Here is a 20,734-nt window from a genome sequence, read left to right as displayed (position 1 = left end):
GAAAGAGAGAAACTCAGTATCTCCGGTATTCGTTGCGCGGGCGCGGCGGGCGGGCCTCGTCGATCCGAAGCGTGCGCCCTTCAAACTCGGTCTCGTTCAGGGCTTCCTTGGCGCTCTCGGCTTCCTCGGGGGTGCCCATCTCAACGAATCCGAATCCCTTGCGCTCAATGACGCGGACGCTCTTGACGTCGCCGTACTGGGAAAACAATTCTTCCAACTGATCTTCAGTTACCGAATATGTCAGGTTTCCGACATACAACTTGCTGGTTTCCATTACAGGTCTCCACTTATATGATGATACTTATAGGTGATGAATCCTTGGGTGGGGAAATGCAGAGCAGTAATGCTGAGCCCTGATTCTATGCAGATTCCACCTGTGTTTGGCAGGGGAAACCAGGTCTGCGGCATGGAAGCGCCGGGGTGGAGAGGGGAAATCCCCTTCAGTCCCGCACGATCTCCCCACCGGCGTCCCGGACCGCCGTCTCGATCCCGGCCAGGAGTTCGGCGTCATGGAGGGCATAGTCGAGCATCGGAAACCCGGCCACCAGGGCGATGGGTTTGAGCACGAGCAGGGGCGCTCTCCCACCTTTTTCAGGGTTCGATCCCGGCGCCACCACCTCGGTGGATCCATCCTCCCAGATGGCGAGGTTGCCGTATCCCTGGGCATCCCAGAGTTGTTTGATGATCTCGCGGGTATGCAGCATTGTCTCTTCCTCGATGATTGAGAGTCGGGGGCGGCAGGTATCAACCTTGTGGCGGGTCGTCTTCGTCGGCCAACGGCACCTTCATGCCTCGCCATGGTGAGTGATCTCCGGGAATATGATGCAGGACGACGATAGGACGATTCTTCTGACCGCCGACCTGGAGAAAGCCCTGGCGGCCGGGGACGACGAGGCGGTCCATGCCGCCCTCCACGACCTCCTCCTGTACAAGGCGGTGCACCCGCTCACACCCGCGGACCTCGACATAGTCGCCGCGGTGCTCGACCTCGGGGGGCGGGGGGCGCGGACGGCCCTTAAGATTGTGTACACCTCGGCGATGCGGCAGGGGACGCTGCCGGGAGACCGCGACGCGGCGGCCGTGCGGCTTCGCGCCGTTCTCGAACGTGCCGGCGACGACCGCACGGCGGTGAGGCACGCCCTCCACCTCCTCGCCGTCCTGGGCGACGGCCGGGCGGTTGTAGAGCACCTGGCCGCCGAAGGCGATGCGGTGCGAAAAGAGGACTACCTCTCGCCGGTGATGGCGGCCGTGCTCACGCGTTCCGACGCCGACCTCGCCGCGGTGCAGGCCGCGTTGAGCGGGCGGGCGGCAGAGGAGATCCGGGCCATCAGGGAGTACGCCCGCGATCCCGACGCCTACGAGGAGCGGGTGCGTATGACGCAGGAAGACGAGGTCGAGATCCTGTAGGGCGGGCCACAAAAAAAGTGAAAAGATCGGCCGTCAGTGTTCGGGCACCATCAGCGCCAGATCTTCGGCGACGGTCGTGTTCGCCCTGATCCCGAAGTTCTCGACGAGCACCTTCAGCACGCCGGGGGAGACGAAGGCGGGGAGGCGGGGGCCGAGGGTGATGTTCTTCACGCCCAGGTTGAGGAGGGCGAGGAGGACGAGCACCGCCTTCTGCTCGTACCAGGCGATGTTGTACGAGATGGGCAGGTCGTTGATCCCGACGTCGAAGGCCTTCGCGAGCGCCTGTGCGATCACCACCAGGGAGTAGCAGTCATTGCACTGGCCGGCATCGAGGACGCGGGGGATGCCGCCGATGTCGCCAAGGTCGAGGCTGTTGTAGCGGAACTTGGCGCAGCCCGCGGTCAGGATCACGGTGTCCCTGGGCAGGGCCTTTGCGAACTCGGTGTAGTAGGAACGCTCGCTCTGCCGCCCGTCGCAGCCTGCCATGACGATGAACCGCCGGATCGCGCCCGCCTTCACCGCATCGACGACGGTGTCGGCGATGGAGAGCACCGCACCATGGGCGCACCCGGTGATGAGATCCCGGGGCCTTACCCTGCCGTGCAGGTTCTTCGGGGGCCGGCAGTGTCGTGCGTGCTCGATCACGGCCGAGAAGTCCCTGGTGCCGTCCGCGGCGTCCGGGATGTGGGTGCACCCGGCAAACCCGACCGGGCCGGTGGTGTAGATGCGGTCCCGGTACGACGCCTTCGGCGGGATGAGACAGTTGGTGGTGACGAGCACCGGGCCGTTGAAGGCCTCGAACTCCTCTTTCTGGAAGGGCCACGATCCGCCGTAGTTGCCGATCAGGTGTTCGTACTCTGTGAACATCGGGTAGGCGTGGGCGGGGAGCATCTCGCCATGGGTGTACACGTCCACGCCCGTCCCCTCGGTCTGGTCGAGGAGGTCCTTGAGATCTTTGAGGTCGTGGCCGGTGACGAGGATGCCCGGCCGCGTGCCCGGCGCCGTCCTGACCGCGGTGATCGCCGGGGTGCCGAAGGTCGCGGTGTTCGCGGTGTCGAGGAGGGCGAGCACCTGCACGCCCACGCCGCCGCACTCCAGCACGATGCCGACCATCTCGTCGACGGTGAGGTCGCGGAGGGTGGACGCAAGCGCTCTCTGGATGAAGGCCGTGACCTCGTCGTCCTCATACCCGAGGGCGGCGGCGTGGTAGTAGTATGCGCCGACGCCCTTCAGGGCGTAGACGAGGAGTTCGCGCAGAGACCGCACGTCTTCGTCGGCGGTCGCGAGCACACCCACCTCGTCTGCCTTCGCCGCGATCCCGGCGTCGTTTGCCGGTGTCCAGGTGCAGGCGTCGGGCTCGTCCTCGCCGGCAGGCGGGAGGGCGTCGCGGATCGCGATCGCACGGGCGATATAGTCGCGGAAACGCACCCGGTCAAAGTTCACGTTGGTCAGGGTCGCAAAGAGGGCCTCGGCGATGAACGTCCCGGCCTCTTTATTCCCCACCCCGTGTTCCATCGCCACGAGGTTGCGCACCGCGATTCCCCTGGTCAGGTAGATCAGGACGTCCTGAAGTCCGGCGGTCTCGGCGTCCTTGCCGCAGACACCGACAGTCGTGCATCCGCACCCTCGTGCGGCCTCTTCACACTGATAGCAATACATGCTCTGGCTCCTTCGCTGTATCTTATTGATACAAAGTATACAATGTATACCAAACTATATGAGGCAGAAAGTTTCTACCACTATACCATGCAGGAAGGGTGCACCGTCAACGCAACGCTCACATATCTGGGAAAGAAGTGGACGCTCCTCGTCCTCCTGGAACTCTACAAGGGCACCGAATACACCCGGCGATTTTCAGAACTCAAAGACGCACTCCCGGGCATCACCTCGAAAGTCCTCTCCGCCCGGTTGAAAGAACTCGAAGAGGAAGGACTGATCTGGAAACAGGTGGAGGCCTCCACGTTCCCGGTGAAGAGCGAGTACGGCCTGACCGAGAGCGGCGTCGAGATCATCGACGTCATCAGGGAGATCAAGCGATGGGCGCTGAAGTGGAAGATCGACAACATCGCCTGCGGGTCGCAGGACTGCCGGGACTGTGTGCTCTAGACCGACGAAATACGGGATGAAAATATGATATAACCTCGTCCTTCCCCCGGATCGATTCCCAAAGATGATATCCTATCGTCCCCCAGTACGACGCAGAGTTATACTATGGACCGTCCTTTAGAATTCTCCGGCACACTGCAGTCCCTGGCCATCATGGCGGCACTCGTCGTGATCGTCATCGGAATGCGGTATTGTTCATATATCGTCAACCTCCTCCTCATATCCCTGATCCTGACCATCCTGACCCTCCCGGCAATGGAGATGCTCAGGAAACGGGGTCTGCCCGACCTCGCCGCCATGGGCGTCATCTCGGCCGTCGCCGCCGTGGTGCTGATCATCGGGGTGGTGATCACCGTCCGCTCCTTCGAGACGCTGATCAACGACCTGCCGACCTACCAGGCCGACCTGCAGATGCGTCTCGCCGACCTGCTGGCGCTCTTCCATGACGTCGGCATCGATACCTCCGCGTTCGCTCCCTCGTCCTTCCATCTCGCAGACGTCGTCACGTTCGTCGAGCCCTATGCCATCGGGCTCGGGAATGCACTCATGTACCTCTTCTTCATCCTGATCATGACGATATTCGCCGTCCTGGAGATCCCCCAGATCTCCGAACGCCTGAAGCGGGGGCTGGTGCGTGAACCAGGGGCCTTTGTCGGGATCGAGAAGATGAGCGGACTCATGATGGATTTCGTGATCGTCAGGACCGAGGCGAACCTCATCCACGGCGTCCTCTTCGGCCTCTCGCTCTGGCTGATGGGGATCCATTCGGCCGTCTTGTGGGGGACCCTCACCTTCATCCTGGCCTTCATCCCCTATATCGGCCTCATCCTCGCTGCCATCCCGGCAATCTTCTTTGCCTGGCTCCAGTACGGTCTCTGGGGGGCGGCGGCGGTCGTGGGGATCGTCATCCTCCTCAACGCCGTCGTCGAGAACCCGGTCTATGCCAGGATCGCGTCGAAGCGGTTCGAGATGCCGCCGCTCGTCGTCATCCTCTCGCTCATCGTCTGGGGCTGGATCCTGGGTCTGCCAGGCATGATCTTTGCCGTGCCGATCACGCTCCTCCTGATCATCCTGTTCCAGTGCAGCGACGAGTTGCGGTGGATCAATGGTCTGCTCGGGGTCTCCGGCATCTTCGGGGAGAAGACGTGCAAAAACGGCCCTGAGTGAGGCCATATTTTTTTCGGGGCCGGTCGCCGTGTCCGGTCCCGTGCCCTCTGTCTGACAAGCATGGCGGATGCCGGCGTTCGTCACCTCTTCTGCCCGGACCTGACCGTCAGCAGGTATGCCCGGCCAGGAAATACTACGGATATCCGTAACATTTATTGCCGGCATCGCCGTACACCATAGTATGGGCATGCCCACAATCGCACGCATCCGCCTCTCGCTGGGAATGGTGCAGATCGCCATGAATATGCTCGGGGAGGTCGACCGGGGACGAAAAAGTCCCCTCTCCCCTGCTGCCACGGAGATCCTCTACTCTGCCTACTTCTCCAGGATCTGCATGGGGGATGTCGCCGGCATGCTCGGTGTCTCCCGGAGCACCGCCACCGATCACATCAACCATCTCGAAAAAGAGGGATATGTCCGCAGGGTCAGGAGCCCGGACGACCGGCGGGCCTACTATATCGCCCCCACCAGAAAAGGGGAAGAGTGGCTCCTTGCGATAGAAGGGCGTCTCTTCGCGTACCTCGAAGAGGGGATGGCGCAGCTGACAGGGGAAGAGCAGCAGGAGTTTGCCCGGCTGTGTGCGAAGTTCACCGGCGTCCATGACGAGACGTCGTTTTCAGGCGTGCTTCAGGATCTGAAACGATCCCGGGACCGCCTGCATGTGCCGATGACGGTCGTGAAAGAGGGCAGACTCCTAAGGCTTGAAGAAGTGGCCGATGCACGATATCATGCAGATGAAGAAGAACAGGTGAAACAGATGTTTGAAGAGAGAATACCGGAAACCGATGACGGCATCCAGGACGAGATGATCGTCGAATTCTATGAAGAGATGCAGAAGAACCTGAGGGACGCGGGGCACCTCCCTCTTGGGGGGCTCCTCGAATCCGGGATCAGGGCGGGTACGGCCCTCGAAATTGGACCGGGCCCAGGCTATCTCGGTCTGGAGTGGTTGAAGGCAACCGAAGAGACCAGGCTGGTCGGTCTTGAGATCAGTCAGGCAATGATCGCCTCTGCAGAAAAGAACGCCGCCGGCTACGGTCTGACGGCGAGGGTCCGATACCAGGAAGGCAACGCCCTTGCGATGCCGTTTGAAGACGGCGTCTTTGATGCGGTTTTTTCGAACGGTTCCCTCCACGAATGGGAGTCTCCGGAAAGGGTTTTTGATGAGATCTCACGGGTCTTGAAGGTGGGCGGGCGATTCTGCATCACCGACCTCAGGCGCGATCTCTCACCCGGGATCTACCGGCAGATGTACGACTCCTGCGAACCGCCGGAGATCAGGCCCGGTTTTGAGTCTTCGGTCAGGGCGGCGTATACCAGGGAGGAGATCATGGATCTGCTCGGGCGTTCGCACCTGACCGGCTGGCAGGTGATCGCCCATCCTTTCGGGCTGGTGATACACGGGAAAAAGGCGTGACTCGATACGCTCGAAAAAATTCTTTTTTCAGGTCGGTCGGGCGATCCCTTGATTGCTTCTCCGCCGAAGAACCGTCTATGGATGGAAACTTCTGCCGGTGCTATCTCGGCGACGGCACGCCGCCGTCGAACCGGTTTTGCCGGTCCTGTCCCGACGCGGCGAGCGCCTGCGATCCTCTGTGGCGGCAGGTGATCGCCCTTGCCGGCTCGAAGGACGGGGCGCCGGTCCCGCTCCCCGGCACCCGTGCACTGCTCTCCCCCAATCCGAAGAACCCGGATTTTGTCAGGCTCCAGGTGAACTGCCGGTGGGGTCTCCCGAAAGAAGATTTTCTGTATTATATCGCCACCGGGCATGAGAAGATGGGGCGGAAAGGAGGGCGCGATGATCCGCGTGCGTCTCCGAGTATGACGCGGCAGGAGCCGTACGTGCAGGCGATCGTCGCGCTGCTCGGCGGCATGGACGCTCCTGAGATCGCGGCCGTACGGGAGGTGCAACGAGGTGGGGACCGGGAGGGACCCGACCCGCCTACCGGGTCTGCCCGGCCCTGAAGGCCCTGAGGCGGTTGAGCGCCGCGGCAAGTTCGAAGGGCCTGAACGCCGCAAGTCCGCCGACCGGGTGTGAGGTGAGGGCGTCGAGGCCGTTCTCTTCGACCTCGGCGGCGACGGCCCTGACCACCTCGGCAAGGGTCGAACGCCCGTTCATCTGGCGCTTTGCCCTGAGCATGCCATGGGCGATGGCCGCCGTCTGGGCCGGGTCGACGACCTGCGCCACGGCCGAGAGGTCGACCTCGTGGACGCCGAACCTGATGCCGCGGACACCGTCGGCCGCCACTTTTGCCTCCCGTCTGCCTTTGCTCGCGTCGATGCTCCGCGCCTCGGGCACCCGCCGCATGAAGGTGCCAAACCCGTCTTTTGGTGAAGTGAACCGTTCCGAGGCGTAGCGTGCGGCGATCGCCTGCGCCCGTGCGGTGGCGTCTTCGGAGCGGTAGGCCTGCATGCAGACGACGGTGTCGGCGATGTCGAAGTAGTCGCCCGAGCCGCCGATGACGAGCACGGTCGAGACGCCGAGGTCGCGGTACAGCGCCCGTGCCCGGTCGATGAAGGGCGTGATCGGTTCCTGGTCGTCGGCGACGAGTTCCTGCATCCGTCGGTCCCGGATCATCATATTCGTGGCCGCGGTGTCCTCGTCGATGAGGAGGAGGCGGGTGCCGCTCTCCAGGGCTTCCATGATGTTGGCCGCCTGCGAGGTGCTCCCGCTCGCGTTCTCGGTGGAGAAGGCGCGGGTGTCCCGGCCGTCGGGGAGGTCGGCGATGAAGGGCGAGATGTCGACCTGCTCCACCCGGCGGCCGTCTTCGGCGCGGATCTTCACGGCGGTGGGGTCGGCGACGACGTACTCCCGGCCGTCGCCGGGGACGTGGGTGTAGACGCCCCGTTCGATCGCACGGAGCAGGGTGGACTTGCCGTGGAAGCCGCCGCCGACGATGAGGGTGATGCCGGCCGGCACGCCCATGCCGGCGACGGTGCCTCGGTTCGGGAGGTCGATCTCGACCCGCAGGGAGGGCGGCGAGACGAAGGGGACGGCGCCTTTGAGGGGGCGGTCGTCCACGCCGCTCGCCCGCGGGAGGACGGCGCCGTCGGCGACGAAGGCGACGAGGCCCCGGTCCTGGAGCGCGGACCTGAGATGGTCGGCGTCCTCGGTCACCTCGAGGTGGCGGTCGAGGGCGGCGGCGTCGACGGCGGGGTACAGGAGCGAGGGCCGCACCAGGGCCGGGACGTCTTCGAAGAAGATCGCCTCCGCCTGCCGCCCGAGCACGCTCCGGCCGCGTGCCGGGAGGCCGACGGTGAACCGCACCTCGACGGCGTGCTCGGCGGTGACGACGACGGATGAGCGCTCCAGCACCTCCTGGCCGGGGCGGGCGACGGCGATCTGCCCGCTCTTCCCGCTCCCCCGGCGGTTCTGGCCCGCGGCGTCGATGGCCGCGGCAAAGCCCCTGGCAAGGAAGTCCCTGAAGGCCACCTCGCGGGTCTTCGTCGAGAAGCACCCGGCCGGGAAGTTCGCGACCTTTGCCGCCACCCGCACCCGCACGCGGCTCGGGGCGGCGAAGGGATCGCCCTGGGCGTGGTCGATGATGAGGGTGAAGTCGTCGAAGGCGTAGGCCCCCTCGCAGTCTTTGTATGCTTTGTATCCGCGGCCGTCGATCCGTCTCAGGATGTCCCTGAGCCGTCCGGCCGGTTGTATCGTCTCGCGGGCCATGGTTGGGGTAGGTATGGGGGAGGGGGGTGATAGGGTTTTGTGTCCGTGGTGGAGGGGCAATTTTATGGGGTGGCTGAACGTTCTCCTCATCGAGGAGAGACCCCATGCCGTTCACGTGCATCCAGTGCGGGGAGTGCTGCAGCCACCTGGGCGACGTCCACGTCGTGACCGAGGCGTGCGGCGACGGACGTTTTGTGATGCTCAACCGCTACACCGGGGAGGAGCACGCCGTCAGGATCGATCCCGACAAACTCCATCTCTTCCCCGACCGCAGCATCTCCGAGCGCTGGCCGCAGGCCTGCCCCTTCCTCAGAGACGATCCTGCGCAGAACCGGATCTGCTGCATCATCCACCTCACGAGGCCCGAGATCTGCCGGGAGTACGCCTGCTGGCGTCTGCTCATCCTGAACGCGAGAGGGAGACGGGTGGGCCGAGTGATGGAGCGCCGGCACCTCGCGACCGACGACCCCGGCCTCGCAGCGTTCTGGGAGAGATCGATCAGGACGATCCGAGAGGACGACGATGCCGGGTGGGACGAGCGGGCGATCGAGGCGCTGACGCAGGCGGGGTATCGGGTCAGGCGGTAGCGGGAAAATGTTCACCGTCGCCTCGCGCCGGGGGGCGGCGTCACTCTCTTCGGGATCTTTTTTCTCTGCCTTCCTGACTCTATCGCAATTCCCGGGGGTTCCGGGGGCAGAGCCCCCGGCGCGATTCATGGAGAAGGCATGAGATCGATCGGTACAAGGATCAGGTACGTGATGATCCAACGTGCCGCCCCCAATCGCAGAATATTTCCTGCCGTCTCGCGCCGGGGGTTGCGACCCCCGGACCCCCCACGACGAAGATAGCCGGGGGGCGGCACGATGTTCTTCAGGATTTTTTTGTCTTCGTCATGTTCTCTGTTTTCCCAACCCAATCCTGTCGCGGAGGTCCGGCGGGTCTCCCCCCAGCGCGATTCATGGAGGAAGACATGAAATCGATCAGTACAAGGATCAGGTCCGTGATGATCAGACGTGCCCCCCTCACCAAAGAAATTTCACCTCCGTCTCGCGCCGGGGGCACGTGCCCCCGGAACCCCCACGGATGAAGATAGCCAACGGGCGGCACGATGTTCTTCAGGATTTTTTTTGTCTTCGCGTTCATGTTCTCTGCCTTCCCGACCTAATCCTGTCGCGGGGGTCCGGGGGTCGCAACCCCCGGCGCGATTCATGATGGAAGGCATGAGATCGATCGGTACAAGGATCAGGTACGTGATGATCAGACGTGCCGCCCTCATCGCAGAATTTTCACTGCCATGTCGCGATTGAGAGGGAGCAAGAATTCCTCCACACATGGAAGCGCTGCTCGGAAGGATTTCATATGGTATGCCTCTGATGTGTGCTCCCGGCACATGGCCAACCCCCCACAGACGAAGAAAATCCCGCCCCTCCCCTCGCGATACCAGCATCTAAGTCCTCTTCCGCCCAATGTCTAACGACATCATGGACTTCCCCATCGTCTGGCTCTACTGGATCCTCAGCCTCACCATCGTCACCTACGCCTCGGCGTACATCATCAGGCACCACCGTGAGTACGGCTACCCCGCCCTGGTCGGGTTCTATGTCGTCTACCTCGCCGCCTCCCAGGTGCTTGCCGCACGATTCATCGAGTTCGACCTGGGCATCGCCGTCTTCTTCGCGCCGGCCGGGGTGTTCATCTACCCCTTCCTCTCGCAGGCCATCGACATGATCAACGAGGTCTACGGCGAGCACAAAACCCACATCGCCATCGGGATCGCCTTCCTCACGCAGGTGCTCCTCGTCGCCTTCATCGTGATGACCAACACCCTCACGCCGGCGCCCTTTTTCGCCTACGAAGATATGTGGCAGGACGTCTTTGCCCAGAGCCTCAGGATCATCCTCGCCTCCTGGGTCACCTTCCTGGTCGCCCAGAACATCGACGCCTGGATCTTCGCGAGGCTCAAGGAGCGTTACCCCGACCGCGTCCTCCTCAGGAGCGTCTCCAGCGACCTCTTCAGCCTCACGGTAGACAGCGTCATCTTCGTCACCATCGCCTTCGCTGGGGTCGCTCCCCTCGTCCCGCTCATCATCGGTCAGATCGTGGCGAAGAACGTCATCGGCTTCCTGGATACGCCGTGGTTCTGGTGGTATAAGAGATATTTAGAAAAATAGGCGCGGAATATCTCCGCTTTATTTCTATTTTCTTTCTGTGGCCCATTTCACACCGCGAAGATCATGGGGATTGATGGGGGAAGGGATCGAGCTGAAAAACCGAGTGATTATACTCGTGGGGTCTACCGATCTGCCTTCCCCGCCCTATCTTCATCCCGGGGGTTCCGGGGGCAGCGCCCCCGGCGCGAGTGCGAAGGAAGGCATGAGCTTCCAGAGAATTACAAAAAAAATCGGGGCCTCAAAAGAGTTCCTCACCCCCGCGCCGCCAGCTCCCGCGCCAGCCTCGAACGTTCCAGAGCCAGCCCCAGCTGGAGCCCGATGGAGGAGAGGTTCTCCAGACTGGTGCGCATATAGCGCTTCTCTCTGCCGCTCCCCATATTCAGCAGCCCCACCACCTCGCCGCCGATCTTGATCGGCATGATGAGAACCGTCTTCACCCCCTGCGCCCTGACGGCCTCGTCGAGCGCGGCATAGGCCGGAGTCTCGGGGGTGATGTACACGACCTTCTGCTCGGCAAACGCCCGCTCGAAGAGGGCATCGAAGACGCCGGAGAGACACATCTGCCGCAGGCTCTCGGGCATGTTGCGCTGCACCCGCGGCACCATCTCGTCGGCCTCGTCGAGGAGGTAGACACAGCCCATCTCGAACCCGAGCGCCCCCATCACTGCCTCGATGGAACGCTCCAGCATCGACGCCTCGTCCTGTGCGTCGTTGAGGATCCCGGAGAGGCGGTTGAGGGCCAGGAGCGTGTTGACATACTCGCTCCGCTCCCGGTCGAGGCGCTGCATCTTCAGGGCGCTCGCCAGTTCGTCGGCGACGATCTCCAGGCTCTCGACCAGCGTCGCGCTCGCCGCTGAACCGAGGAGCAGGAGGACGGCGCCGGTCGCCTCCTCCTCCTCGATGATCGGGACGGCAAGGGCGGATTTTACCTCCCCCTCGATGCCGGGGAGGGCGAGCGGCCCGGCGGTCGCGGTCTCGAGATTTTCCATGCTCTCCCTCACCAGCGGAGTGACGGCGGCCAGGCGGTCGGCGGAAGGCTCGAAGGTGGCGTAGGCCGGGTGCCCGCCGGGCGTGAAGACCGCTGCACCGAGGTACGGGGCCAGTTTCTCCCTGATGCCCGTCATCGTCCCCTCAAGAAGGTGCTCCTCGTCCGGTGCGGTCCCCACGCTCCTGATGATATACAGCAGCGCCTCCAGGTCCCGCTTCGTCCGCCGCCGACTCGAAAGATCTTCCCCGATGACGGCCACGCACCCGGCCGGGCCGGTGGCGGGCGGGGGGACGAGGGTGACGGCATAGGGGCGGTAGACCCCGGCCTTCTCCCTGAGGTCGAGTTCGACGGTGGCGGCCCGGCCCGCTCTCACCGACTGGAGCGCCCCGTCCACTCTCGTCTCGTCGGTCGGGCGGAGGAGGTCGCGCAGGCTCCCGGCCTCAGGAAAGAGGGAGGCGAAGAGACGGTTTGCGGCCAGCACCCTGAGGTCGTCGGTGACGGTCAGGACGATCGTTTCCGGGAGGGCGAGCCGGTCGGCGAGGTCGGCCTCCTGCCGCCTGACCTCGTAGAGGGCGAAGGCCAGGGCCGCGAGGTCGGCCTCCTCTTCGGCAGGCGCCGCTTCAGGTGCCGCCTGCTCCCCCGCTGCCGCTCCCTCCTTCACCATCCAGAGTTTGCTGCGGCCGACAAAGGTGTACTCCAGGAGCCCCCTCGCATGGAGGATGCCGAGATATTTCAGGACCGTGGCCCTGCTCTTCCCGGTCCCCCTGGAGATCTTGTCGAGCATGCACTCCTCAGGCCGGTGCGACCTGAGGTAGGAGAGGATCACCTGCTCGGTATCTGAGTACGTCTCCATGATCCCCTCTGAGTCTATACTATATCGTCTAATATCTTTCGCCACAGGGAAAAGTATATATCAAAACTATACTATACAGTATAGTTAGACCACACAGTCTAAAACCATGAGGTGAAACGACCATGTCCTACGAGACGACCGCAACCGAACTCATCGAACTGCTGGGGCTGAAGGGCAGCCCCGTCGCCGTGAAACTTGCGAAGACCGCCGACGACGTGCCGGCAGGCTATGCAAAAATCGAGAAGAGCAGGCACTGCCAGTTTGTCCAGGACGCCAGGCTCAAAGGGGCCACCGGATATGCCACCGCCGAGGAGCACCTGTGCAAGGGCGGCGCCGGCGTCATGGGCATCGGCCCCCTCCCCGAGCACCTGGCCAATGGGAGCACCTACCACAAACTCGGCAACTTCAAGACCGCCGAAGGGGCGCTCGAGACCGTCGCCGCGATGCCGAAGAGCACCGAGGACGTCTACGCCTCGGTCTACGCCCCCCTGGAGACGGCCGCCTTCGAGCCCGACGTGGTCGTCATCGTCGCCACGCCCGGGCAGGCCCTGCGGCTCAGCCAGGCCTCCCTCCACGCCCACGGCGGCCGGGTCTCCAGCGACTACTCGGGGATCCAGTCCATCTGTGCCGACGCCGTCGTCGCCGTCATCCAGCGCGGCGTGCCCAACATGACCCTGGGCTGCAATGGCTCGCGGAAGAACTCCGGGATCGCCGAAGACGAGGTGATCCTCGGCATCCCGCCCGCCCACCTCGGCGGGATCGTCGAGGCCCTGCGAGTCTTCAAGGAGAAGTGGGGGTGAAGATGGCAAAGACCGTCAGCGCCCTCGGGATCAAAGCCCCGAACGCCTCCATCCTCGCCGACAACGTCGTCAAACATCTGGACGACCCGGCGGAGACCGTCGTCTTCCTCCTCAGCCCGGGCGCCGAGGAGGGGATGGAGGCCGTGGCCGGGAAGCACGGCTACACCCTGGAGATCACATCAGCAGAGAACCACACGGAGGCACGCATGACACCCGCCGGCAATATCATGGAAGAGATCGACGTCAGCGGGGACTTCTGTCCCGGCCCGGTGATCACGGTCGGCACCATCCTCGCCACCCTCCCGGTCGGGGAGAGGCTGAAAGTCACGAGCGCGAGCGCCGACTCGATCGCCGACATCGCCGCCGCCGTCGAGTCGTCGGGCTCGAAGGTCGTGAAGCAGGGCGCCGACGGCGAGAAACACTACCTCATCGCCGAGAAGGCCGAGAAGCAGGAGGGGACCCAGGCCGTCGTGAGCCGCGACCGCGTCCTCATCGCCCAGAGCAACGGAATCGGCAACGCCGAGCGGGCCTACGCAACCTTCCTCTTTGCGAAGGCGGCGCAGAGCATGGGCAAAGAGGTGACGATCTTCCTGCTCATGGACGGCGTGAGCATGGCGCGGCAGGGGAACGCCGCGGTCGTCAAACACCCGGCCTTCGACCGCCTCGACCACCTCATGGACGAGGTGATCCGGGGCGGGGCCACGGTCTATGCCTGCGAGATGAGCGCGAAGTTCAGGGGGATCGGTGAGGCCGACCTCGTGGACGGGGTCAGACTGGCCGGGGCCGCGACCTACATCCAGCTCCTCAGCGACCCCGCGAACGCCGTCGTCAACTTCTGAGGTGATTACACAATGGAAACGATCTATCAGGTGCTCGCCCTTGCGGTCCTCGCAAGCAGCATGGTGACCGGGTTCATTATCTTCAGGATGCTCGGAATGAAACTCGCTCTCCACTTCGGGGCGCTGATGCTCGCCCTCGTCGCCACCCTGGCCGCCCTTGCGACCGGCATCCCGGCGCTTGCCCTGGCCGCCGCCGCCCTCCAGGTGCTGGCGACGGTCACGGCCTTCACCCAGGTCTGGGCCACGTTCAAGTATTCCTTCCAGACCTCGCCGGGTTTCGCGCCGCACCTCGCCATGGTGACGATGCTCCCGGTGCTCGCGGCGGCCTCGGTGCTGCTGTGAACTGCAAGCCCCACAAACGTCCAGCCTCGTTCATCCCCCAATACTTCTTTTTTGCCCGGGCCGGTGGGGCCGGGGTCGATTTGGAAAACTATACCTCTCAGCATGATGCACCTCCACGTATGAAAAGCACCTTCCACATCATGCTCATCCCCACCCTGGGCTGCCCGGCCCACTGCAAATATTGCTGGAGTTCGGATGAGCACTCTCCCCGGATGAGCATCGAGACGATCGAGGAGGTGGTCGCGTGGCTCAAGGACTTCAGGGACGACCAGGTCACCGTCACCTTCCACGGCGGCGAACCCCTCCTGGCCGGCGAGGCATTTTACCGCGAGGCCCTCCCCCTCCTCTCCGATGGGCTCAGCCACCTCAACCCCACCTTTGCCATCCAGACCAACCTCTGGCTCCTCACCCCCGGCATCGCCGACCTCTTCGCGGAGTACAACATCCCCATCGGCTCCAGCATCGACGGCCCCAAAGAGATCTGCGACGTGCAACGGGGCGAGGGCTACTATGAGCGGACGATGCGGGGCTACGAGATCGCCCGCGAGCACGGCCTCGACGTCCGCTTCATCTGCACCTTCACCTCCGACTCGGTGGAGCGCAAGGAGGAGATCTTCGACTTCTTCCTCGAGAACAACCTGACCCTCAAACTCCACCCGGCCCTCCCGTCGCTGCGCGACTCCAACCCGGACCGCTGGACGCTTTCCCCGGAGAAGTACGGCGAACTCCTCATCTACCTCCTCGACCAGTCCCTCGAACACCTGGGCGAGATCGAAGTGATGAACATCAACGACCTCTGCCGGGGCGTCTTCACCCGCCACGGCACGGTCTGCACCTACGCCGACTGCATGGGCAACACCTTCGCGATCGGGCCGGACGGGAGCATCTACCCGTGTTACCGTTTCGTGGGCATGCCGGAGTTCGTGATGGGCAATGTCGCCACGCACCCGAGCAGGGAGGAACTCGAAGCGTCCGCGGTCTGGAAGCAGATGGAGGCGTTCAGGGCATATGTGGACGAGCACTGCAAGGACTGCGCCCACATCAAATACTGCCGGGGCGGGTGCCCGTACAACGCCATCGCACCGACCGGCGGTGAGGTCATGGGCGTCGACCCGCACTGCCCGGCCTATGCCAGGATCTTCGAGGAGATCGGCGGCCGGATCAACAAGGAGATGTTCGAGTCCTCGCCTTTCTTAGAGATGGGCGGCCCGCGGTCGCGGCGATCACGGGCGACGAAGCCGGGCGTGATGGCGCTGATCCGGCAGATTGCGATGCGGTGAGAGGGTCGACGACCCTTCTTTCTTCTCTGTCTCGAGAACGTCTCTCAACGCTATCGCATGACACAACAGGATCCACAGACCGCCATTTCAGCGATCGTATCGAATATGGGCAACAATTGAAAGACGATCCCAACGCAGAGAAGGAGCCTGAAGAATCCGGCGCATCGGTCCGCCCGGGGGCGGTCACCAGGAAAAAAAGGCGAGATCCCGGGATCTCAGAAATACGTCCCCCCCTTCTCGAACGCCTCCCGACGGTCACGCGCCATCTGGAACAACCGCTCTTCCACCTCGCGGTCGCCGAGGACATACCCCTTCCAGACATCGGTATTCGGGTCCTCGGGCACGATGATGATCCCCTTCTGCTCCGCGACCCGGTCCAGGATGAAAGCCGCCGCTTTCTCCACAGGATAGGCGTCGTCCGGGATCCGCAGTTCGCCGTGGGTTTTGCCGTCGATGCTCTTGTTGAAGATCGCGGTCGCGATATTGGCCGGACAGATGGTCGAGAAGTGGAGCCCTTTCTCTGCAAACTCGTACTTCAGGCACTCGGTCATGCCGGTCACCCCGTACTTCGTGAGAGAGTAGAGCGCCTGGAACGGAGGCGGGATGATGCCTGCAATCGAACTGGTGTTCACGACATGGCCCGACCCCTGCCTGAGCATGATCGGCACCGCGAAATGGACGCCGTAGATGACGCTCCAGAGATTGGTATCGATGATCGTCTTCCAGTCCTCCAGGGTGACCTGCTCGAACGGAAGGGTGCCGCCCACCCCTGCATTGTTGAAGAGGAAGTCCAGTCTGCCGGCCTCCGCCGCCGTCTCTTCAATACCCTTCTGCACCTGTTCCTGCTTTGTCACGTCCATGACGAGCGTGCGGACGCGCTCCCCGTACGCGGAGAGTTGTTCTGCGGCTCGTGCGATCTTTTCCGGGTTGCGCCCGGCCATGTAGACGGTCGCCCCCCTCTTCAGCAGTTCCTCGCTCACCGCATACCCGATCCCGGAGTTTGCGCCGGTGACGATCGCGATCTTACCTGTGTAATACTCATCCATATGGTCCACCTCTCTCATTCGATGACCCTCGCACCCATCGCGTGCAGGACGGCCTTTCCCTCGGTCAGTACCGCCTGCGTCACCCTTTTGACCGGGAGGGCGGCAAGGCTGTTGACGATGTAGTACTGGACAGGGTTCTGCATCGGGGTCAGTTCGGTCCACCGGAGACTGCCAACGCCCGCCTGTGCCGATTCCACCTCCACGCCCTGCGGGTAGAGGACGAACTGGCTCAACTCCGCGCCCGGCGCCCCCACCTTCGGGATATACCGCCACCCCAGGGTGTTCATGGACGCCATCTGAGTTTTCACGGCGTCCAGGTCCCCCCCGGTGATCGCTCCCGCAGCCTCGAAGTCCAGGGTGAGGAAGGTGTTCCCCTCGTAGCTGACCGTCGTGGCATAATGGGGCCGGACGATGTGCAGGTCCTCGATATCTGCATAAATTTTTGGAATACCCGTCTGCTCCCGCCCTCCGAGGATGGGGGCGGTCTTGTTCTCCCAGACCACCAGGGTGTACGCACCGTCCAGCTGGTCCTTCTCGCCGTGGAACCTGACCGGCGCCGCCACATTGATCAGGTTGTACTGGCCGCCCTGCATCCAGTTGATCTCGGTGAATTTGCTGAAACTCACCTGCACCTCAGGGGCCAGGAGTTCAAACCCTTCAGGGATGTACTGTTCGAGAAGATCTCTCTCGGTCTCATAACTGAGCGTCAGGGCCGTCGATCGTTGCGTGACGATCGTCCCGGGATCAAACTTGCCGCCCCCAAAATGGACCGGCATCAGGTACGTGAAGTCACTCCGCGGTTGGAACATGAATATCCCTCTCCGCTGGATCTCATCTGATGAGATATATATTGTTTGATTTCTATCAGGCCTGCCATGAATTCCGACCTTGGAGAAAACATCCTTTTCGCATCACCACAACACCTGGAGAGAGGACTGGTGGGGGCGGGCGAAGGATCAGGGATCCTTCAACACCACAAAAATCTGCGACAAAAAATGTTCGATCGCATATGCCTGAGGCCGGGGTCCATACCCGATTCTCCAGACCTCCATCCCGAGCCGAAAATGGGCACACTTAAATATCATATGTACGATAGTGCAACAACTCAACTGATGAGCCCTATCTCATCGCCCTCTTTCAAATCCGTCCCTGGAGGAATAGACCTCTGGCACCTGAAGGTCAGCAGAACGACAAAGCCTCTTCACCAGCAGGAGCGGTGTCCGACCTCTCCCTCGAGGTCGTCATCATCCTGATCTTTGGCATCTTCATGCTCCTCTTCGGCCTGCTCCTCTTTTGGATCCATACCGGCGACCTCCCCTATGCGCCGGACAGCACCTACGGACTCTTCCTCGTCATCGTCTCCTTTCAGGTCATCACGATGGGGAAGACTCCCTTCGGCGACCTCCGGCGGTCCTGGGCGGTCGTTATCCTCGGGATCTGCACGGCGATCATCGGGATGGTCGCCTGTTTCATTCCCGGCACCCTGTCCGTGCTCGTCCGCGTCCTTGTCGGCGTCATGCTCTCTCTCGGCGGGACCGCTCTTCTTCTGCAGTTGTTCCTCCCTGAAGAGAGGGCGAGGACCTGGATGAAGATCTCAGGGGTCTTGCGCCACCTCACCGTCGCCTGCACGCTGGTGTATCTCATGTCGGTCATCCTGGGGCTTGTCACCCTCTTCCCCGGCATCACCACCGATCCGCAGACCGCAGTGCTCCTCATCATCTACGGCATCGGCTTTTTCTATCTCTCGTGGAGTCTTCAGACCGTTTATCGGGTGTACCCCCCTGAGGAGACACCAACGCCCGGATGATTCCCATGACGTCAGAGAACCCAACGGACCGTTCAAGCCTGTTCAGGGATGTCTCCTTCCCGCTCACGATCGCCATACTCATCATGGTCGGGACGCTCCTGGTACTCCTGGGACTCCTGCTCTTCCCGGTAAACCTGGGGATGATCCCCTTCTCCCCGGACGGCCAGCTCGGTCTGCTGATGGTCGTCATGGCCATCCAGATGATGGCGCTGGGAGAGACGCCGATGGGCCAGTATACGCGGTCGTGGTTCCTGATTGCCGTCGGGATCGCATTTGCGGCGATGGGCGTTGTCTCGTGTATCGTCCCGGGAGTCCTGACCGATCTGCTCAGGGTCCTCCTCGGGCTCCTGAACATCGTCGGCGGAGGAGTCCTCCTGACAAAACGGTTTTTCCCGCTGCTGCACGGCACCGGAACCCCTCCGGCCGGCCCTCTTCCTCCGGGCCTGAAAAATCTCATGGTCACGCAGACGGTGCTGAACATCGTCGCGATCGCGTTCGGGATCAGCATGCTCGTGCCGGGTCTTGTTTCGGGTCTGGTGATTGCAGGAGTTATCGTGATCAACGGGATCCTGCTCTTTGCGCTGGGAGGCATTCTTCTGAAGTTATCATAGGTTTTCATCCCCCGAAATTGAGTCGACCCATCGGACTCTATCCTTCTCGTCTCGGGGGGGACCGCTCTTCATTCCATGACGGCAGAATCTTGTCGTTCTTTTACCATTGCACGGATCGTCTCATACCCCTGCAGGTGGAACGGGCAGACCCGTATGCACACCCCGCAGCCATGGTGCTCCTCGAAGTACGGGTGGCATTTCTTCGCGTCGATAAAGGGGCGGCGTCTCTTCGAACCCGGATCGATCGCCCCTCCCGGACAATGTCTGGCGCATTCCCCACACGTCATGCAGAACTCACGGATCCATAGATGCGGGTTCTCAGAACGGACCGGCAGGTTCGTGATGCTCGTATAGACTGCCGCAATTCTCTGGCACGGCCCGTTCTGTGGCGATATCAGAAGCCCGTGCCTCCCGCGAAGACCGATCTTCGCGTTCTCCGCGAGGTTCGGGAACGACACTTTCCCGCCCAGTGCGGGATCTGCCTGGGCTCCAAACCCGTGTGCCCGTAGATGATCGGCGACCCGGTTCACGATCTCCCCGAGCATGGCATAGGATGCAAAAAATGTGTCCGAACCATCAATGCTCGGAACAGTATCGATCTTCGCTCTGTCCATCGGGGCGGTGATCACGATGGCGTTTGTATAGAGGATCCCTTTCTGTTTGAAGATCTCATCTTCGCAAACCCTCGCATAGCCGATCTCCGAGAAGCCCATCCCGGTCAGGGTGAGTTCGAGATCCCGGATAAAGTCGTCATCGGCAATCGTCCGGGGGTTTTCAGGATTCGTGTCCAGTGAGATGACGCTCTGCTTCTGGGCCCTTCTGATCCGTCTCATGTGAGGCATTATTCGTATCAAGAACAGAACCCGCTCTTTCAAACCCGAGGGGGGAGACATCGGTCTGTCCGGATCTCGGAACTCGTCTCTCTGCGGGGATCCGGGGCCGGAGAGGAACACGCCTTCATATCCCAGGATTGTGCTCTCGTCGTCTTCGAGTTCGGCAAGAAAATCCTGCATCTTTCCCCCTTTCATCCTCTTTTTTGTCATGGTCCCTCCGGATCTCACCTGAACGTTTCGGGATGAAATAGCATTCGATCCTGTCGTTTGGGATCGGTAAAGGTCAACATAAATAATTCCTCATCAATAATTCCCTTATGACATCTCAGAACCCCGAACAAAACCCCGACCCGCCGATCTGCCTCCCCGCCTACCTCATCCCCGGGAAAAAATCCATAGTGGCAGTCTGGTGCCCGCACTGCGGCCTCCTCCACCATCACGGCGAGGGGCCGGGCCGTCTCTTCTTCCACCGGATGGCGCACTGCGTTTGCCCCGCAGACGGGGAGGACGCCTCCCCCTACCGGGCCTCCGGCTACTTTGTCATCCCGACCGGGCGGACGCTGTCCGTGGAGAAAAAAACCCCTGGAGCGTGGGCACGGCCGTTCTCCTATACCGAGGCCGTCGGCCATATCGTCGCCTGGTACCTGCGGGCGGGGTACCCGGACGAGGAGATCACCGGCGCACTGGCAGGATTTGAGCGGATGTACGAGAGTACCGCAGAGAAGTACCTGGCGCAGGGCGAGATGCCCGTTCTCTAATCCTATCCCTTTTTCTGGTTTCTTCGGGAATGTCGGCATTGGACCGACTTTATGGC

At 62.4% G+C, this 20,734-nt stretch carries 22 protein-coding genes; 14 read left to right on the top strand and 8 right to left on the bottom strand.

Going from position 1 to position 20,734, the window contains the following annotated elements; all coding sequences use genetic code 11:
- Positions 1 to 13: 13 nt before the first annotated feature.
- Entirely contained in the window at positions 14 to 274 is a 261-nt protein-coding gene (locus E2N92_RS00950) for an RNA recognition motif domain-containing protein (RefSeq protein ID WP_209629481.1), read from the bottom strand.
- Positions 275 to 440: 166 nt separating this feature from the next.
- Complete coding sequence (locus E2N92_RS00945) at positions 441 to 704, bottom strand: hypothetical protein (protein ID WP_220681835.1); 264 nt, start codon at positions 702 to 704, stop codon at positions 441 to 443.
- A gap of 118 nt (positions 705 to 822) precedes the next feature.
- Here E2N92_RS00945 and E2N92_RS00940 point away from each other — a divergent pair, with 118 nt between their 5' ends.
- Positions 823 to 1,407: a hypothetical protein gene (locus E2N92_RS00940; protein ID WP_220681834.1), complete on the top strand. Its 585-nt coding sequence runs from the start codon at positions 823 to 825 to the stop codon at positions 1,405 to 1,407.
- A gap of 33 nt (positions 1,408 to 1,440) precedes the next feature.
- On the opposite strand, the gene hcp is transcribed toward E2N92_RS00940, so the two are convergent.
- Positions 1,441 to 3,066: a hydroxylamine reductase gene (hcp, locus tag E2N92_RS00935; protein WP_220681833.1), complete on the bottom strand. Its 1,626-nt coding sequence runs from the start codon at positions 3,064 to 3,066 to the stop codon at positions 1,441 to 1,443.
- Between the two features lie 87 nt (positions 3,067 to 3,153).
- On the opposite strand from hcp, the gene E2N92_RS00930 reads away from it, so the two are divergent.
- The 4 genes from E2N92_RS00930 to E2N92_RS00915 all read left to right on the top strand — a co-directional run bounded on the left by E2N92_RS00930 (position 3,154) and on the right by E2N92_RS00915 (position 6,645).
- Positions 3,154 to 3,513 (top strand): winged helix-turn-helix transcriptional regulator, encoded by a 360-nt coding sequence (locus tag E2N92_RS00930; protein WP_220682910.1) that lies wholly within the window; start codon positions 3,154 to 3,156, stop codon positions 3,511 to 3,513.
- Between the two features lie 105 nt (positions 3,514 to 3,618).
- Complete coding sequence (locus E2N92_RS00925; protein ID WP_220681832.1) at positions 3,619 to 4,680, top strand: AI-2E family transporter; 1,062 nt, start codon at positions 3,619 to 3,621, stop codon at positions 4,678 to 4,680.
- A gap of 181 nt (positions 4,681 to 4,861) precedes the next feature.
- Positions 4,862 to 6,097, top strand: a complete 1,236-nt coding sequence (locus tag E2N92_RS00920) for a methyltransferase domain-containing protein (RefSeq protein WP_220681831.1) — start codon at positions 4,862 to 4,864, stop codon at positions 6,095 to 6,097.
- 77 nt (positions 6,098 to 6,174) lie between these two features.
- Positions 6,175 to 6,645 carry a hypothetical protein gene (locus E2N92_RS00915; RefSeq protein WP_220681830.1) on the top strand — a complete coding sequence of 157 codons (471 nt, stop codon included), beginning with the start codon at positions 6,175 to 6,177 and terminating at the stop codon, positions 6,643 to 6,645.
- Here E2N92_RS00915 and E2N92_RS00910 read toward each other — a convergent pair.
- The gene (locus E2N92_RS00910; RefSeq protein ID WP_220681829.1) at positions 6,623 to 8,350 is read right to left on the bottom strand and encodes an ABC-ATPase domain-containing protein; all 1,728 of its coding nucleotides are present in this window, start codon (positions 8,348 to 8,350) and stop codon (positions 6,623 to 6,625) included. The genes E2N92_RS00915 and E2N92_RS00910 overlap by 23 nt on opposite strands.
- A gap of 104 nt (positions 8,351 to 8,454) precedes the next feature.
- Between E2N92_RS00910 and E2N92_RS00905 the strand changes: the two genes are divergently transcribed.
- Complete coding sequence (locus tag E2N92_RS00905) at positions 8,455 to 8,937, top strand: YkgJ family cysteine cluster protein (protein ID WP_220681828.1); 483 nt, start codon at positions 8,455 to 8,457, stop codon at positions 8,935 to 8,937.
- A gap of 879 nt (positions 8,938 to 9,816) precedes the next feature.
- Positions 9,817 to 10,521 (top strand): queuosine precursor transporter, encoded by a 705-nt coding sequence (locus E2N92_RS00900; protein WP_246589266.1) that lies wholly within the window; start codon positions 9,817 to 9,819, stop codon positions 10,519 to 10,521.
- 251 nt (positions 10,522 to 10,772) lie between these two features.
- Here the strand turns inward: E2N92_RS00900 and E2N92_RS00895 are convergent, their stop codons facing one another.
- Positions 10,773 to 12,362 carry a GAF domain-containing protein gene (locus tag E2N92_RS00895; RefSeq protein WP_220681827.1) on the bottom strand — a complete coding sequence of 530 codons (1,590 nt, stop codon included), beginning with the start codon at positions 12,360 to 12,362 and terminating at the stop codon, positions 10,773 to 10,775.
- 122 nt (positions 12,363 to 12,484) lie between these two features.
- On the opposite strand from E2N92_RS00895, the gene E2N92_RS00890 reads away from it, so the two are divergent.
- From E2N92_RS00890 to E2N92_RS00875, 4 genes are all read left to right on the top strand, one after another.
- Entirely contained in the window at positions 12,485 to 13,162 is a 678-nt protein-coding gene (locus E2N92_RS00890) for a DUF169 domain-containing protein (protein WP_220681826.1), read from the top strand.
- 2 nt (positions 13,163 to 13,164) lie between these two features.
- Complete coding sequence (locus E2N92_RS00885) at positions 13,165 to 14,001, top strand: DsrE family protein (protein WP_220681825.1); 837 nt, start codon at positions 13,165 to 13,167, stop codon at positions 13,999 to 14,001.
- Positions 14,002 to 14,013: 12 nt separating this feature from the next.
- Complete coding sequence (locus E2N92_RS00880; RefSeq protein WP_220681824.1) at positions 14,014 to 14,343, top strand: DUF5400 family protein; 330 nt, start codon at positions 14,014 to 14,016, stop codon at positions 14,341 to 14,343.
- A gap of 119 nt (positions 14,344 to 14,462) precedes the next feature.
- Positions 14,463 to 15,623 carry a TIGR04083 family peptide-modifying radical SAM enzyme gene (locus E2N92_RS00875; RefSeq protein ID WP_220681823.1) on the top strand — a complete coding sequence of 387 codons (1,161 nt, stop codon included), beginning with the start codon at positions 14,463 to 14,465 and terminating at the stop codon, positions 15,621 to 15,623.
- Positions 15,624 to 15,838: 215 nt separating this feature from the next.
- Here the strand turns inward: E2N92_RS00875 and E2N92_RS00870 are convergent, their stop codons facing one another.
- Positions 15,839 to 16,669 carry an SDR family NAD(P)-dependent oxidoreductase gene (locus E2N92_RS00870; protein ID WP_220681822.1) on the bottom strand — a complete coding sequence of 277 codons (831 nt, stop codon included), beginning with the start codon at positions 16,667 to 16,669 and terminating at the stop codon, positions 15,839 to 15,841.
- Positions 16,670 to 16,683: 14 nt separating this feature from the next.
- Positions 16,684 to 17,478, bottom strand: coding sequence for an acetoacetate decarboxylase family protein (locus E2N92_RS00865; RefSeq protein ID WP_220681821.1), 795 nt, complete (start codon positions 17,476 to 17,478; stop codon positions 16,684 to 16,686).
- Between the two features lie 407 nt (positions 17,479 to 17,885).
- Between E2N92_RS00865 and E2N92_RS00860 the strand changes: the two genes are divergently transcribed.
- Positions 17,886 to 18,476, top strand: coding sequence for a DUF308 domain-containing protein (locus tag E2N92_RS00860; RefSeq protein WP_246589264.1), 591 nt, complete (start codon positions 17,886 to 17,888; stop codon positions 18,474 to 18,476).
- Between the two features lie 5 nt (positions 18,477 to 18,481).
- Positions 18,482 to 19,087 carry a hypothetical protein gene (locus E2N92_RS00855; protein WP_220681820.1) on the top strand — a complete coding sequence of 202 codons (606 nt, stop codon included), beginning with the start codon at positions 18,482 to 18,484 and terminating at the stop codon, positions 19,085 to 19,087.
- A 68-nt stretch (positions 19,088 to 19,155) separates the two neighbouring features.
- On the opposite strand, the gene E2N92_RS00850 is transcribed toward E2N92_RS00855, so the two are convergent.
- On the bottom strand, positions 19,156 to 19,920 hold the full coding sequence (locus tag E2N92_RS00850) for a 4Fe-4S binding protein (RefSeq protein WP_220681819.1): 765 nt from the start codon (positions 19,918 to 19,920) through the stop codon (positions 19,156 to 19,158).
- A 317-nt stretch (positions 19,921 to 20,237) separates the two neighbouring features.
- Between E2N92_RS00850 and E2N92_RS00845 the strand changes: the two genes are divergently transcribed.
- On the top strand, positions 20,238 to 20,678 hold the full coding sequence (locus tag E2N92_RS00845) for a hypothetical protein (RefSeq protein ID WP_220681818.1): 441 nt from the start codon (positions 20,238 to 20,240) through the stop codon (positions 20,676 to 20,678).
- Positions 20,679 to 20,734 lie beyond the last annotated feature (56 nt).

It is taken from the genome of Methanofollis formosanus, from assembly GCF_019633745.1.
Taxonomy (GTDB): Archaea; Halobacteriota; Methanomicrobia; order Methanomicrobiales; family Methanofollaceae; genus Methanofollis; species Methanofollis formosanus.
This window is presented reverse-complemented; position numbering and strand designations above follow the sequence as displayed.